Here is a 16,354-nt window from a genome sequence, read left to right as displayed (position 1 = left end):
GGGCAGGCTTTAAGTCCAGTCTGTTGCATATAGTGTGACATACAGCGTTCAGCAAGGGGACCGCGACCGGTTGCAGAGAAGAAGAAATCATTGCGAGAAAGCAGGCGCGCTTGTTTTAAAATTTTCAATGCTTCAGATGATAAGGGGACGCGAAATTCTGTTGTAGCATCCCGTCTTCCTTTCATATTTTCAGCAGGGATAGTCCAAATATTCCCATCAATCTGATTTTCACGAATATGACGCAGTGGATTAGTACGAACTCCTGTCAGAATAAGCAAACGCAAAGCCAGTTGTGTTATGGTTGTTTTTTGGCAAAGTGTTTTATAAAAAGTGGGTACATCTTTCCAATCCATGGCTGGTCTATTTTGTGTTTTATGGAGTTGTTTGCCTAAGAGCGCGCGTGCTTTTTCTACAGCTTGTAAATCAACATCCAACCCCAATGCAGCCGCATGTTTGAGACAAAGATTGAGACGAATAAGAGCTCTATTAGCTGTTCCTGCTTTTGTATGCCAAATAGGGGCAATAGTGTTGCGTATCTCAGTTTGTGTAATTTCTGAAACGGGGAGGCAGCCTAATTTAGGGAGAATATGAAGGCGTAATGGTAAAAACCAGTTTCCATCTTTACCATCACCTTTTAATTCAGCTTTACGACTTTCAAAAGTATCTAGTGCAATATCTTTTAAATAATGGAGATTGCTTATTGCCTCACGTTTTTGTTTATTGCGTTCTTTAATGGGGTCACGTCCCTCGTGTAAAACCGAACGCCATTGATTTGCCAATTCACGGGCTTTTTTTAAAGAGACATGTCTTAATGCTCCCAATCCCATTTCGCGACGGCGCCCGTGAAGGGTATACCGTAAAATCCATTGAGCACCTCCATCTTTACGCTTATGAAGAAGCAAGCCGGCGCCATCATTATATTTGCCAGCCCCCAATGTTGCGACAGCCCTTGCATTAAGACGGTTCATAAGAGCCATTTTTACTCCTTTCTTATACAAATTTGATCCACACACTCATCCCGCTTGTGATGTGCAAATGAGTGATTTTAATTGATGCAACATAAACAGATTTGAAATGAGAGAATCTTACGTTATTCGGTGTTTTAATTCAATATGAATAATGCTAGATTATCATTATAAATCAATGTGTTATATTGGTTATGGACATACAAACAATGCTGGAAAACCTTTTGTTCATAAAGGTATGGCAATCACTGAAAAACAAGCTGAAGAACTTCTTTGCCAAGATTTAAGACAATTTGAAAATACCGTTGAACAAACCGTTCAAGTTTCTTTAACCGATGAACAATTCGCGGCATTGGTCTCCTTTTGCTATAATGTAGGAACAACAGCTTTTTGCAATTCGACCCTATTAAAAAAACTTAATAGTGGCGATTATGAAGCAATTCCAACCGCATTACAGAAATGGACCAAAGCCGGTGGAAAGCGCTTGCACCAGTCATTGGTTCTTTTTCTGGGCTTGGAGGCTTATTAGCAGGCAATGGTCCAGTGCAATGGGCGCTCGCCACTATCATGGTTTTAGCTGCATGTGCTGGCATTTTCTTTGTTGCTAAACGTTTTCAGGAACACCGCCTATGATCTTATGGATGAAAAGAAATCTGCTGTTAATAGGCGCGGCTCTAGCCGCTTTTTTTATGGCTTTGGCAAAAGCTTTTACCCTTGGAAAAAAGGCAGAACGGCAAAAGCAAACAGAAAAAAACTTAAAAGTATAAAAGTGATGTCACGTTATACGAGATGGATTGTACTCATTATACTCTTACTAGCGCTTGATTTTTCACGCCTTATAGATGCATTGGTAAATATTTTTACACAAAAACCAAATATCCGACTCTAAATACATTCTGAGATGTGCGAAACTGTTTAGCAAATGAATTATCAATTTCGCACGCCTTGTGGAGGCAATCAATAATATCTTTGCACATCTCAAACAGTGGGGTTCAAAAACTGAAAGCCTTATCCCCTCCCCGCTTTTGAAACGGGCAGATGAAATCGGTTTTAAAACTAAGCAGCTTTCGTAACAGATGTTGCTAAAACCCGCTTAGCTTCTTTAATGAAAGCTTTATATTTTCTATTCTCTTCATCGACTCTAAAAGCATCAATAAGACGAACATGGAAAAGAACTTCACAATCAAATCCTCTGCTTCATTTGACAGCGAAACTGCTAGCATATTTGTTAAAACTTTAGAGAATTTTTCACAACAGGATTCGGCAGAATTTAAAAAATTGTTGGAGAAAGTTAGGAAAAAAGGAAGTGCTTTGTAGAAACACATTGGAAAATCCTATTCCCGAACCTTTATTTATTTATCCCGAACCTTAAAAAAAGACATGTAAAATCAAAAAGTTATAGCACGATAAAAGCTCCGTGGCGGAGAGGAAGAGATTCGAACTCTCGAGAGCCTTTTGAGCTCTACTCCCTTAGCAGGGGAGCGCCTTCGACCACTCGGCCACCTCTCCACTAATCTGCATAAATGGTATCAATAGAAAATTCAAGGCATTTTCGACTTTTTTCCAAAATATCTGAAATTTTTCTTCTTTAATTGATCCCATAGGGATAAAAAATTTATAAAATAAAAACTGTGCCTTTTTTACAACATCATCTCGAATAGTACATGTATACATTACAAAAGGGTAATTTCATATTTGAAACTCTAAAAAGATTAGTATAGCTAAGATAATTAAGTATTGCGTGTTTTATTGTATTTTTGTCTTTAAATGCGTTAGACAAATGATACTATCTAAAGAAGATTAAATAAAAAATATTAAACGGACCTCGGAGATCCTATATGAATATTAAATCCCTCTTTTTAAGCTCTACAGCAGCTTTTTTAATAATTTCTGGGGCACATGCTGCTTCAACAGTTGTTGCTGAACCTGAACCTATAGAATATGTTCGCGTTTGTGATGCTTATGGAAAAGGATATTTCTATATCCCTGGAACAGAGACTTGCATGCGTTTATCAGGAAATGTTCGTGTTGATTTTATGAGCGGTGATAATATCAATGCAACAAACGAAACTGAACTGAAAAACAAAAGAAAAACCTATGGCGCCTCATCACGGCTCACCCTTGTTTTTCAAGCTGCATCTGAAACAGAAATGGGAACACTGCGTTCATATGCAAGAATTTATTCAGGCTGGGGTAAAGGTCGTGATACAGCTAGTGCCAAACTTGGAGCCGCCTACATTGAACTGGGTGGTTTTCGCATAGGTCTTGACGATACGATTTTCAACAGCTGGACTGGTGGTTATGGAAATGTTATAAATGATAGCAACATAGCACCTGCCGGCACAACACGCACCAATTTTATTTCTTACACTTTTAGTGGTGATACCGGATTTTCTGCTATTATAGGAGCTGAATTAGGTAATAACGCTGATACTCTTCCTGTAAGCGCGAAGTTAACAGCAGTGCCATCGTACTACATTGATAAAGATGGTAAACTTGTTCCTTCCGAGGAAGGGCCTGATCCAAGTAAAGAAGTTAAAGATTACACGCCCAATATCGTTTTGGGTATAAAGTTTATGCAAAAATGGGGTGGTTTTTCAGCAGTTGCTGCATATGATGCTTACTACAAAAAGTGGGCTGGAAAAGTACGTACAGATTTCAATGTCAACGATCGTTTCAACCTATGGGTAATGGCTGGTTATAAAAATGGCTTTGATTACTACACAGAAAGTACAGAGGATGTATTATCACGAAAAAGTACAACGATCTATGCAAACTGGGGCGGTAAATGGGCTGCTTGGGCAGGTACTACCTACAAACTCACTCCAAAAGCAAGTTTGAATGCTCAAATTTCTTATAGTGCTGTAAAAACCTTTGCAACTTCTGTAAATATTGCATACACGCTGGTTCCAGGGTTTGTGATTACACCTGAATTGACTTATGTTTCTTGGAATGATAATCGTGTTATGAAGGACGCACAGAATAATGAAAAACATTTCCTGAATGGAAAAAGTGCTTTCCAAGGCATGATCCGTTTACAGCGTTCATTCTAATCCCATTAGAATACAGCTTTTAAAAACTGGCAACATAAGTTGTCAGTTTTTATTTTTGAATATTATGAGCATCATTTTCTAAGACTTATTTTCTTATCTTTCCGATAAAAACTACCTAGTTTTACAAAAATATTCTTCGAAAATTAACCTGATGCACTTTATAAAAATACTTCACACGCATTTACACGTCACTTCAAACAATCTCTTTCTTGCCTTTTGAAATCATGAACATCCCCGTTGCTTTATTACCAATTGGATTTTTCTTGGTAAACGATGCCTAACCTTTGTTAATTTAGGTCATAAGCTTCTCAGGGAAGTTCTAAACCGAATATTCAATTTAACTGCTCTGAACAAACACAAAGGTATCATTGTATTTTTGATAAGCATGAATTTGTCTTACATCACCATTATACAACACAATGTTTTACAATACTACCTCATCAATTTTGATCATCAAAAAATATGCCATCAGAGCTATAAATTGCCCTCTTCTCTTCCTCAAAAATAAAGACTCCTACCAGTACCGATCTGTAAACTGCCTTACTTTTTTGAAGTGAATTCCATCTACTCACACTCATGCAATACATCTTCATCAAGATAAACCAATAAAATATATGAAGAATATTCTCATATACGCGAATAAAAAACACCTCACGTATAAAATTTATATGAACGTGATATCATTGCCCTAAACGATGGTATTGAATATAATGAGGATAAGAAATCATAGAAATATTTTTCGTAAAGAAGAACAATATGAGACAAAATAACCGATTTTTCTAGAGTTTTAATCCTCTTTGGAAAACATAAAAAATATTTTTTTTAAAGCAAGAAATACATATTTTTCCAAACTTTCAAAAAATTACACTTCTATTTTCTGCTCGATGCACTTTGTTCTTTGCATTTTTCTTTACGTGTTACTGATCTTTGCTTGCACAAAAAAATAAAACTCATAATCGATACTTCTCATATTCCATATTATAAATAAAGAATTATGAAAATAGTTTGCTTTATCAAATATAAAGCTAATAATCACTCTTAAATATCTCACGCACTTTCACATGTTATCACTGCTCTTTCAGAACAAAGAGCAACAATTCTCAGAAACCTCTCTCCTTCTTTTTAAAAGATTTTTTTACGCACACATCAATTTTATTGCTTAAAGGTATAAATAGATGTTTTTTTTATCTTGTTGTGCTGTAAAAAAACCGTCATTTAAGGTAGAGTTATAAGATATAAAAAAACCTCCTGAGATAAGAAGTCTTTATGCCTCATGAATATTCAAAATAGAATCCGTCCATAGAACCTTAATTAAATCATATGAGTGGGAATCCAAGTGGCCCCCCCCCTCGGCACAAATCCGGATTATTTACAAACCGACTCTGGTAAGAATCTTCATCCTTTATGTGCAAGAAAGAAGCCTGTTTATTAGACTCTTTTCATTATAAGAGGAAGCGAAAAGTTGATAAAACTTAAAAACTTATTTCAGAAAAAATAAATTATCATTTAAATATCTTGCATCTCTTTCTGGTCTCTATAACTCTCAAGCAGCTCGATTTATAATAAATAGCACATTAATTAATGGGAAACTTTAACATAACAAAATATTCACATTCCCCTACTCTTACAATGAATCAACCAAAATCATTCTCGTGTACATCACAAGAAAGATTAATGTACAGACCCAAACCACTTAAGAAAGGAGTAAAACATTTTCTATAATAGGAAGTACAACAATTTTGGCAATATTTTTTACGTCCCTATAGAGTATTACTTGCTTTTGTACGTTAGCAAATATTTTTTAAAACTGACCAATGGCAACGCTATAACCTTTCATCTGCATTATTATTGCAGCATGCAGAGACTTTTATATTTCTTTTCTAATATCCCGATGAAAAGTGACAAGCTAAACCTTAATCTGCATAATATTTTTTGCGCTTTTTTATAGGTTGAAAATATTTTAAAAGCAGCAGATCATTTACAAAGCAATGCATACCTATATGCACTCCTAATTTTTTACAAGCAGTAGTAACTCCTGCACTAACCCAATATAAACGAAAATAATTTTCCAATTCTTCAATAAAATTGCTGTTCCAAGGGTATGGAAAACTAACCAACTCATTGCACCAAAACATAAGAGCTTGTCCATAAAAATATCGCTCAAATGCCTCATTTATAAGTGACAATCAACCTAATGCGCAATAATACTTTCTATCAACTCTAATCAACATCCACGCATATTGAGCACATGATACAGAAAAATATTTCTTCTCATGCAGCTCTCAATAATTCTCTAAAAGTGGTAAAATCTTGCATAAGTAGAGCAGACAAAACAACAGGTGTACTCGCATCACAAAAGAGGGAAAAACCAAATGTTGTGCCTGTAGAATTATCAAGCACTTTTACCGTCTCAGAAAACAATGCTTGACGCACATTCCTGATATCTAGTGCAGTTCCTAATTATTGTAATTGACTTTTTATTGTTTGCCAAGCATCCTCGTGATACACCAAAGTCTACCCTTACAGCTTGAGCAATAGCATCATGTCTTTTATCATCAGCTGTAGATCCCAATCCCTCGCTAATAATGATAAAATCTTCTTGTCCAAGACAAAAAAACAATAATCTCACTGATTTGTTGTAATTAATCAGCATAAACAAGATAATATGTAACTTGAATATTTCTCTTGTTTAAGCATTAGCTTCAAGCCTATAAATTCGTATTCAAATATTGTTCTAAAATGAGCTCATTACCAATAGTAATAATAGCTTCAGCCATTTGGCGCAATGAAGTTAAGCCTCCTAGATCTTGAGGAATAATCTTCCCAGCAAAGAATAATCTGATCAACACTCTTAGACAATTGTTTTGCTTTCTCCTAAAATCCTGAATACTCTAAGAGCGAAGCTGTTGTATAAAACATCCCAAAAGGATCTGCTTTATTTTACCCAACAATATGTGAAGCACTTCTATGAACGGGTTTAAAACAAGCATTTTGGTTTCTAAGGAAGACAATGCTTTTGTTGTTGCCTGTAAGTTAACATTCAATCCCAAGGCAGCTGCATGTTTGAGACAAATATTAATATGATTCAATGCGTTCTCTGCTATTGAAACTTTTGTATGACATAAACAAATGCAATAATAAGCAAAATCATTCCAACTAATGCCCCCACCTAATGATAGCCCTGCCTGCTTTATTCTCATTGCAAATCTGCGCTAAAATTGTGGAAACCATGAGGAAATAGATTTAACACCACTAGATAAAGCAGAACTATAAAATCCCCCTAAAATTAGCAAACAAACCAAAAGGAAATATAATTATCTGCAATTGCTCTAAACAAAAGAGAGCGATAGAAACGCCAACCACGCCAACTCCAACAATATAGCGCTCGTTAAACTTGTCTAGTCATTCGGCCGCTACATTAAGGCAGGAACTGTACTGCTGAAGACAGCAAACCTATCTGAGAGTCACTAAGCAATAAATCCCTCTTAAAAAAATCCAGCTAGAGAACCAATTCCTCGGACAAAAAAGCAATATGACGCTTGAGCAATAGTAGCAACAAATATAATAACTCTTTCCTATAAATTTATTATAGCTCACTATGCCCTCCAATTAAAACATATTTTAATAAAATAGTTTTTTTTAAAATAATGATCTAAACAGTAAATTAGATATTTCATGTTGATTACACAAACTGTCAATATGATTGGATAAATTTTATTAATATGAGAATCGTGGAATATCTTAATTTAAGGAAATTAAGTTATTATATATAATGCAAATTTGACATATTAGCGCTATAGAATAAATTTTACAAACATTGGCTCAGCCAGCATTAAGCTATCTTCATAAAAAGCACTATACTTTGCAAACTTTTTCAAAATAATTCTCAAAGCTCCCTCCAGTCACATAGCCCAGATGTAGTATATAAACAACTCTATATGATTGCAATAACTTGCTCTCATATATTGGCTCGCTGCCATAAATACCCAATGCAAAGTAAGTTGAATTTTCCAAACTGAGCATTTTTTATCATCCCTTTTTTAACCAAATATGAAAATGATAATTTAAATTTTTTGCTTCTTTTACTGCACATTCACCCCCATAAACCCAAATGGACATATCAAAAGCTTGAGTATATTGATCAACCATTTTACCAATACACCCATCCACATCCAAATATTCCAAGAGTAGCTCCTTTCATCTGGTTATTAAATGCTCTTTTCCAGCGTCCTTTTTTCATATCAGACATATATTTACAGAGTTTTCTACGCGCAGACATAATTAAGAGCCACGCAAATTTAGCAGTAGAAGTTGGATCTCCCATCATCTAATACTTTAATTCCTAAATCTCTACAGACCTCATCAGTATGTGAACCGATAGAACCTATTTGACAGATTAACTTTAAATCTGATAGTTCTAGGAGAAGTCTTCTATCAACTATAGTCCGCTCTCTGTTTAAGATAAAAATATTTATCTTTTTGAGCTTATCATCTAAATCATGTTCTTTAGCTAAATTATTTATAACCAGTACTTCGTGCGATCTCATTAATTTTGTCATTGACTGGAATGTTAGGATAGCCTTTTAATTGTCTCCTGGAATTAACATTTTCAATTTAAAGCTCCCATTTCATTCATCAATATCTGAGTTTATTATCTCAGTTCTGAAACAAGAAAAAGACAATCACGCCGCTGATATTCTTAAATAATGCTACACCTATTAACAAATTATCCCCCCTTTATTTCATCATTATTTCTAGTAATAAGAATAGCATTAATCCGTTGGTTTTTTTAACTTTAAAACATTGCGACAAAAAGCAAACTTTTGACTCAGTAGATGAGGAATTGCGCTCTTCGCATCTTCTAGAGGGTGTCCCTGAAATGCTATCCCCGAATGTGGCCATGTCCCAATTTTCTTATAATAGACGACCCCAAAGGCCATATTTACGAATCAGATTTTATTGTCAAAACAGAAAAAGCTAAATATTTGTGCGAGATAAAGTGCACCTCAAATATGGAAGATCTCATTATGCAAGCAAAAAAGCTGCCGCACTTGAATAATACAATTATGCAAACTATTATGCCCGTGAAAACAAGAGCAAGGCTTAGCACTATGTTTTGGTTTTGCATTATGCAATTACTACAAATCGCTCTTTCAAAGGCTTGATAGGAGAATTTTCCTGTCCCCCTTACCGACTTGAAAAGAAAGGTAAAAATAATAAAGGTCAAATGCAACCATGAAAATCAATAGGCCATCATAGCTTATAAACAATAGCTTCTACCTCCCTGCAGTGCATAAGCCCTTTCAACTTATGATCGCCTGCCCACAGACCCAACGCAGAAATTGCTCCGGCACTTCTACAAATTCCTCGCGGTTGATTTTACGGCATAGTGTTGAATGTTGTAACGCACTAGAACCCAGATTATAGCAAAGAATACCAGTGCATCAAACTGACCATTTTTGAAGAGAACATTTATTAAACCTCAAATGACATGCTCAGCGATAACAGCATCTTGATGCTAATACTTCTCCACATACCTTTCGGTGAAGAATCTTGAAAAATTCTCATCCTCTTTAGCGATACGACTATAACCAATGGTTGGATAACCAACGGGCAAAATAAATAGTCCGAGAGAATTTCTCGAACTGTTTTATCAAATCAACTCCATTTTGTTTCATGCGTCTCATCTTTTAATATCTCTATGATTGTCAGTTTCTTACTGTTACCGTCATCTTCAAAAATGCTAAACTATTGCTCTTATCCTTCATCCAAAACCTGAATAAAGTGGTCAATGCCATACTATTTAGAGATGGCGTAATCTTCAAGTTCGTACCAAGATCTTCGTGCTAGTATTGTGGTCATTCTTTTCATTGTATTCTCAAATTGGTATGTCATTCAACGCAGCAATATATTTTCCAGCCTACTGTTTTTAATCGGCTTTTTCCTATTTTTAGACATGAATACTTCGCTTTGGTACTTAGTCTAGCAAAAAGATCTCTTTCTTCAGATTTGCAAAGGAAATAAAAAACGATGATAAAAATAGAGTTTTCGAAGTTCATTTGGTTAAGTGGTTGAACTTTCGAAATGCAAAAACACACCATGCACTAAATAGCGTAAAAATCCAAGTTTTTTAAAACTATCGACCGTTTGAAAAAGCCGACAACTTTTTAGACAAATGGGGCTATTCAAAACTTTAAAAACCTGATTTTTATGAAAAGAAAAATTATTTCAGCTTGCGAACAACTTAAATGCAAAAACCGCGTAAAAGCTAGGACTTTTGGCATAAAAAACATTTATAACGGGCTTTAGAGCAATTCGCGAACAGATAAATGGTACGGTTGGTGGGATTTGAACCTACGACCTCTGGTGCCACAAACCAGCGCTCTAACCAACTGAGCTACAACCGCCTAAAAAACAAATATATCATAACTGCTCACGATCTCGTAAACATTTATCCTTCGCTTATTTGACATAAGGAAGATCAATAAAGTTTGCAAGCCCCTTTTAAAAAAACTCGCTATTTTTTTACAAAGACAATTTTGCCCAATGCTCAAGACTATGATCACGATAGTCTCTTATGTTATCAACACCGGCTTGTTGCATCATCTGCAAAATCTCTTTCAGAATAGTTATGGCAAGATTTGGTCCTTCATAAACCATCCCACTGTATAATTGAATCAAATCTGCACCAGCTTTTATCTTTTCCAAAGCGGTCTGTGCATTTTTTACGCCGCCAACGCCGATAATTGCAATCTCCTTCCCTAACTTTTGACGCATTTTTGCAAGCACAATAGTAGAACGCTTAAAAAGTGGATATCCAGAAAGCCCCCCTTCTTCATTGCTGAATCGATTATTGTTAAGATCTTGGCGTGAAAGAGTCGTATTAGAAACAATGAGTCCATCAAAATCAGAAAGTTTTATTTCTTCAGCAACATCATCCAATTCTTGTTCTGATAAATCGGGGGCAATTTTTAAAAAAATAGGAATGGAGAATCCGTGCTTTTTCTTTTGTTCATTTCGCGCTTGCGAAATCGAACTCAATAAAAGATGCAAATTGTTACGAGCCTGTAAATCGCGTAAACCCGGCGTATTAGGAGAAGAAATATTAACCGTAAAATAATCAGCGATATCATAAAAATGTGCAATACCAACAGTATAATCATCAATCTTATTAACCGTATCTTTATTAGCTCCAATGTTGACGCCTACAACACCAGTTTTTTTACACGCACGCAATCTGTTGTAAACAACTTGGTGTCCATCGTTATTAAAACCCATTCTATTAATAATCGCTTCATCTTCTTTTAAACGAAAAAGCCGCGGTTTAGGGTTTCCAACCTGAGGCTTTGGTGTCACTGTGCCAATTTCAGTAAAACCAAATCCTAAACGAAAAACACCATCTACAACCTCTGCATTTTTATCAAACCCCGCTGCAAGACCGATAAAGTTTCTAAATTCAAGCCCTGCAAGAGTTACACACAAACGTTTATCAACAACCTTTTGATAGCCGTTTAATCCACTTTTCAGCCCAATAATCGCTAAACAATGTGCATGCTCTGGATCCAACATAAATAAAGTAGAACGACCAATACAATGAAAAAAACTCATCAATCCTTCTCCACAGAATAAAAATAATCCATCGCATCTCCATTTATATCTTTTAACACAAAAGATCGCCAATAAAGAGAGCAAATTATTCAAAGAATAATGCTCATCTTCTACAAAAAATTCATTACATAATAATTCTACACATTTATATTGATACATACTGGGTAGAAAATTTTCTATTCTTGGCAAAATGTTTCTCTTTTTCGTCATTGTTCAGAGATTAAAATGTGAATCCTAAATCTTATAAAATGCAGCACGAATTGAAACATCAATAGCTCTTTTCACTATAGTTATGATCTTATCTCTTGCAGGTAAGTGCATAATACTTTTTAAAAGGTAAGAAGATTATCTCTACTCCCAAAGTTTCTTTGTGTAATACTAAGCAACACATTGATTTACATTAATAACTCATCGTTCTTCATGTTAAATGAGAGATCCAAATACCCTAATATTTTCTCATTTCAAAGCTGTTTCATGTTGAATCAATTTAAATCACTTGCTTGCACATCAAAAGCAAAATGAACGTACGGATAAAATACTAGAAAAAGGAGTAAAAATACCTCTTATAAACGCTTTCAAGTACCAAGGGCTCGCAATACCTAAGAGCTAGCAAATATAATGATGGTGCCGGCTTGTCTTTTATTAAGCGTAAAGATGGAGGAACTCAATAGATTTATCATTCTACCACTATCACAGGTAGCACCGTCGTGAAATGTTTCCAACAGAAATAAAGCTTGCTCTATAAAGCCATTTTCTTCCTAGCATTTATAAAATACACGATTCATAAAATCATCTACATTCATCCTATTGTTGCCCCCGTTAATTAGCAGCATAGTATTCAGCCATTTTTTGTACTGTATTGATGAAATTTTTAAGAATTTGCATTATTTTGTTTACCATTGCCGATGCACTACATACGATTTTACATCTATAGGTGCTCTGTCTCACGTGATCTAAATGATGATAGCTTATCATTGAATTCTCATCTATCATAACAGCAACTTCTAAACCAAAATGATCTTGAAAACCCTGTAGCTCTCCCATCTATAAATTGAACAGCCTTCCCACTAACAAAATGTGGTTTTTTCAATGCTTATCACCATTTTTCAACTTATATAATATAATACAAATAACCTTTAGATAAATCATAACGTGCGCCTCATTGCTCTTATTACGTATTGAATTTAAAAAATTAAGTTATAAATTTTGTTCCCTCCATCCATTTCTCCTATCAGTGCTGAAATATATTTTTTATTCTAAATTCCCTTTTTATACCAATATATGAGACTTCATTTAAGAAGTTTTCTGATGGCTCAACTCTCAACATTGCTAAGTTTGTGGGATTCCGTAAAAATATCTTTTTTAATATTATCATAAAAATCTTGAAGATATTATATAAATTAAGCAGATCCTTCTACTTTTTGTTAAAAACAATCGTTGCAGTTTTTATCAAAAAAGATCTTTACTACAAAATATTTTGTGTACTCTAAAATAGAATCTATAGAAATTAATATATTATAATATTCTTATAACGTAATATTAATAATGTAATATAATTCTAAAGTAATATACTTCCTTTCCTTTTTCATCAAAGGCGGTAAGTAAATTACCATATATCGCTTCCATTAAGGGAAAAATATAATGCTTAAAGAATTCAAAGAATTTGCTCTAAAAGGTAATATGATTGATCTTGCTATTGGTGTGATTATAGGGGGCGCTTTTGGTGGCTTGGTCAATTCAATTGTCAATGATATTTTTATGCCAATCATTGGTCTTATTACAGGTGGAATTGATTTTTCTAATATGTTTATTCAACTTGCTGGCGAAAAACAAGTAACATTGAGTGCCGCCAAAGCAACTGGAGCAACCATTAGTTATGGACATTTTATCACTTTACTTATTAATTTTATCATCATTGCTTGGATTCTTTTTTTCTTCGTTAAAGCGATGAATAAAGTTCGTAGAAAAAAAGAAGAAGAAGTCCCCTCCCCAAAAATATCTTTAGAAGAACAACTTTTAACAGAAATTAGAGATCTTTTGGCTAAGAAAAAATAAATTTATGCATGATTTACATCATGGAACATGAGGAAAAAACATTTCCACAGTTGTTCCATGATCTGGTTTTGAGAACAGTAAAAATTGCCCCCCACTTTCTTCCACCATTGCCTTACACATCGGAAGACCTAAGCCAGTTCCTATAAAAGCACTGTCACCAGACCGGCCATCTTTGCGCTCTATTTGACCATAAGGTTGCAGTGCTTGTACAATTTCTTCTTCGCTCATCCCTATACCATTATCACTCACTGAAATTTTTACGCGTTCCTTTCTATAAGAAACATGAACAATAATCTGCCCACCTAATGGTGTAAAACGAATGGCATTAGAAAGAAGATTCCATATAATCTGACGAAAAATTTGTTGTGAGATAGCAATAAATGGAACATGAGGTGGAGCAACAATACGCATGATAATACCGTTATGATTAGCTTGAGCTTCAAGAAAAGCTATTGTCGCACGTAAACAGGATATCACATCAAATGTTTCAGCAATAAAGGAGGAAGCAATCTGATTATTTGAACCAGAATAATTTATCTTCGAACATTCTAGTAATTGATTAATCAGCGATAATATATGTTTTCCAGAAGAAATAATATCGCGCAAATATCCATGATAACGCTCATTTTCTATCGAACCAAAACGGCCTTCTTTCATAATTTCTGCAAAACCAATCAGAGCATTCAAAGGTGTTCGTATTTCATGAACAACCTCAGCGATTTTATCCTCTTCTGTTTTTTTTGTTTCTGAGAGAACTGTTTCAGTTATATCACGCAACATAACAGCATAATTACCTTGCTGTGCCAAAAATACAATTGTTATAAGAACAGTTATATTTTTATGATTTTTCGTTATTAAATCAGCTGTTTCATTGCGATTTAAAACCTGATTTTCTCCCTTCATACGGATTAATTTAAAATACTTTTCAACCAAAAATCGGCTTCGCAAAGTAAACAATGCAGAGAATGCCTGTCCCTGTAATTCATTTATTTCATAACCAATTAATGCTAAAGCTGCCTTACTTACCGATTGAATAAAGCCCTGTTCATCCAGCCATAAAACACCATCAGTTGCTGTATCCAACAGTGATAAAACTGCAGCTGGCTCTTTTATGAGAGCTTGTTCTATAGCATTTACAGACATCGTTTGTGCATACGATAACTGAATAGCTGTTTCTTCAACAAAATTCTCTTCTTTTGCTGATGTACTCAGCTCTTCTTTTACCGATAAATTCAATTCATCACGTAATTGCTCTGCAATCTCACGAAAAGCTGAGCGTTCTATCTCCGAAAGACATGGCATTTCCATCTCCAGCTTTTCATCACTTTTTTCATGGGCTTTTTCTCGTATCTTCAACACACCAAAGCCATAAAATCCCTTAAGCTTCTTTTTAACATCAAAAATTGGTAAAGCAGTCAATTCAACATCAAGCCATTGAGAGCAACCATCAACAGGCCATTGAACAATCTCTTTATTCCAAGGCATAGCCGCTTCAATAAAACGACTAAGAATCCGATATCGCTCATCATTAAATCGATGAGCAAGCTCATAAAAACTACATCCTAAAATAGAGGAAGATAGAGGCCCAACAACTTCAGCTAACTCTTTTGAGACTTCACAAAATAAACCATTTTTATCAATTTCCCACGTAAAAGGCCGCGGCAAAAAACCTGGTGTAAAACGAAAAGTCTCTTGCTTACATTTTACTTCATTTGTATTTAACTTTAATTCATCTGCTTTTAATGACATAACTAAAACTAAAAAAGTATTGTATTTACTCTCAAACGAATAATGTTAATTTTTTACAAATACCTGCTCTGGTTACAATAACTTGATATCCCATATCAATTGTCTGTAGCAAAATTTTGTCTGTTTCGCCAACAAAACAAAAATAAAAATAATCCTACAAAATTGTTTCTTATTCACATAAATCTTGAATGTAATAAATCTTGTCACATTAATGGGAACATACCCCTCATCCCAAATAGCTCCTCAAAGAATGTACCTATTTTACGCATTCATGCGTCTGTCTGAAAGAAACATATTCCAAGCTATTTATGATGACGCCCGTGAATAGTGTAATATAAAGATCCCCATAAAGAGGATATTAAAACATTGTGCATTACCATCTTTATACTTATGCAAGAACTTTCTAGCACCATCATTATACCTTCCAGCCCCCAATGTTGCCAATAGTTTTTGACATTTGAAATGCATTCATAAGAAGCATTTTAATCCCAATGTTTTTCAGCTATACGCTAACTTAATTTATGATGCACAAAAAACAGTTTTGGTTATTTTAACATGCACAAATCTGAAATGAGAAAATCTTACGACATTTGAGACTTTTATTCACTATAAATAATGATAAGCTACACATTGCATTATAAAAATCTAAAGTTTAAAATTCCTTTTTTTAATACAACTTCCCGTAAGAACACCTTTCTTGCGCTAACAAAATCAAACGATAATGGATCGGCATAACGCTTTAATGCATATAATGCAACAGAACTTACTTATCGGACACTCTTTTTTATGATGCTTTCCATAAGCCCCTCCCCAAAAATCTTTCTTTTATCAAAATCATTATAGTCGTCATATAAAAATTTGTTTAATTTTTTTTACATTCTAGATCATCTAAAAATGTTAAAATATCTCATAATTTCCCTTTGA

General features: G+C 34.5%; 12 protein-coding genes, 2 tRNA genes and 2 pseudogenes. 4 read left to right on the top strand and 12 right to left on the bottom strand.

Features of this window, described 5'->3' with window-relative positions; genetic code table 11:
• The coding region (locus MCY_RS04750; RefSeq protein WP_007347238.1) for a tyrosine-type recombinase/integrase at positions 1–977 on the bottom strand (977 nt) is incomplete at its 3' end.
• 175 nt (positions 978–1,152) lie between these two features.
• Between MCY_RS04750 and MCY_RS04745 the strand changes: the two are divergent.
• Positions 1,153–1,598 (top strand): annotated as a pseudogene (locus tag MCY_RS04745) (lysozyme); the annotation flags it as partial.
• 4 nt (positions 1,599–1,602) lie between these two features.
• Positions 1,603–1,854 carry a hypothetical protein gene (locus MCY_RS09425; RefSeq protein ID WP_019224410.1) on the top strand — a complete coding sequence of 84 codons (252 nt, stop codon included), beginning with the start codon at positions 1,603–1,605 and terminating at the stop codon, positions 1,852–1,854.
• 167 nt (positions 1,855–2,021) lie between these two features.
• Here MCY_RS09425 and MCY_RS10010 read toward each other — a convergent pair.
• Positions 2,022–2,132: pseudogene (locus MCY_RS10010) on the bottom strand (phage antirepressor Ant); the annotation flags it as partial.
• 251 nt (positions 2,133–2,383) lie between these two features.
• Positions 2,384–2,474 (bottom strand) — tRNA-Ser (locus MCY_RS04730).
• A gap of 329 nt (positions 2,475–2,803) precedes the next feature.
• Here MCY_RS04730 and MCY_RS04725 point away from each other — a divergent pair.
• The gene (locus tag MCY_RS04725; RefSeq protein WP_007347233.1) at positions 2,804–4,018 is read left to right on the top strand and encodes a porin; all 1,215 of its coding nucleotides are present in this window, start codon (positions 2,804–2,806) and stop codon (positions 4,016–4,018) included.
• 2,271 nt (positions 4,019–6,289) lie between these two features.
• On the opposite strand, the gene MCY_RS09415 is transcribed toward MCY_RS04725, so the two are convergent.
• From MCY_RS09415 to MCY_RS04690, 8 genes are all read right to left on the bottom strand, one after another.
• Positions 6,290–6,451: a hypothetical protein gene (locus tag MCY_RS09415; RefSeq protein WP_155887040.1), complete on the bottom strand. Its 162-nt coding sequence runs from the start codon at positions 6,449–6,451 to the stop codon at positions 6,290–6,292.
• A 275-nt stretch (positions 6,452–6,726) separates the two neighbouring features.
• Positions 6,727–6,864: a hypothetical protein gene (locus MCY_RS09410; protein ID WP_155887039.1), complete on the bottom strand. Its 138-nt coding sequence runs from the start codon at positions 6,862–6,864 to the stop codon at positions 6,727–6,729.
• Positions 6,865–6,909: 45 nt separating this feature from the next.
• Positions 6,910–7,218: a hypothetical protein gene (locus tag MCY_RS04715; RefSeq protein ID WP_007347231.1), complete on the bottom strand. Its 309-nt coding sequence runs from the start codon at positions 7,216–7,218 to the stop codon at positions 6,910–6,912.
• 829 nt (positions 7,219–8,047) lie between these two features.
• Entirely contained in the window at positions 8,048–8,203 is a 156-nt protein-coding gene (locus MCY_RS10005; RefSeq protein WP_019224407.1) for a hypothetical protein, read from the bottom strand.
• Positions 8,204–9,321: 1,118 nt separating this feature from the next.
• Entirely contained in the window at positions 9,322–9,438 is a 117-nt protein-coding gene (locus MCY_RS10320) for a glycoside hydrolase family protein (protein ID WP_425277834.1), read from the bottom strand.
• Positions 9,439–10,348: 910 nt separating this feature from the next.
• A tRNA-His gene (locus tag MCY_RS04700) sits at positions 10,349–10,425 on the bottom strand.
• 118 nt (positions 10,426–10,543) lie between these two features.
• Complete coding sequence (locus MCY_RS04695) at positions 10,544–11,626, bottom strand: quinone-dependent dihydroorotate dehydrogenase (protein ID WP_007347227.1); 1,083 nt, start codon at positions 11,624–11,626, stop codon at positions 10,544–10,546.
• 819 nt (positions 11,627–12,445) lie between these two features.
• Positions 12,446–12,670, bottom strand: a complete 225-nt coding sequence (locus MCY_RS04690) for a hypothetical protein (protein WP_007347226.1) — start codon at positions 12,668–12,670, stop codon at positions 12,446–12,448.
• A 597-nt stretch (positions 12,671–13,267) separates the two neighbouring features.
• Between MCY_RS04690 and mscL the strand changes: the two genes are divergently transcribed.
• Complete coding sequence (gene mscL, locus MCY_RS04685) at positions 13,268–13,681, top strand: large conductance mechanosensitive channel protein MscL (protein WP_007347225.1); 414 nt, start codon at positions 13,268–13,270, stop codon at positions 13,679–13,681.
• A gap of 18 nt (positions 13,682–13,699) precedes the next feature.
• Here mscL and MCY_RS04680 read toward each other — a convergent pair whose 3' ends face one another.
• A complete protein-coding gene (locus MCY_RS04680) occupies positions 13,700–15,430 on the bottom strand; it encodes a PAS domain-containing sensor histidine kinase (RefSeq protein ID WP_007347224.1) in 1,731 nt (576 codons plus the stop codon).
• Between the last annotated feature and the right edge of the window lie 924 nt (positions 15,431–16,354).

Origin of the sequence: Bartonella rattimassiliensis 15908 (assembly GCF_000278215.1) — a bacterium.
Classification (GTDB): Bacteria; Pseudomonadota; Alphaproteobacteria; order Rhizobiales; family Rhizobiaceae; genus Bartonella; species Bartonella rattimassiliensis.
The sequence above is the reverse complement of the archived record's forward strand: the minus strand, read 5'-3'. Positions and strand labels throughout refer to the sequence as shown.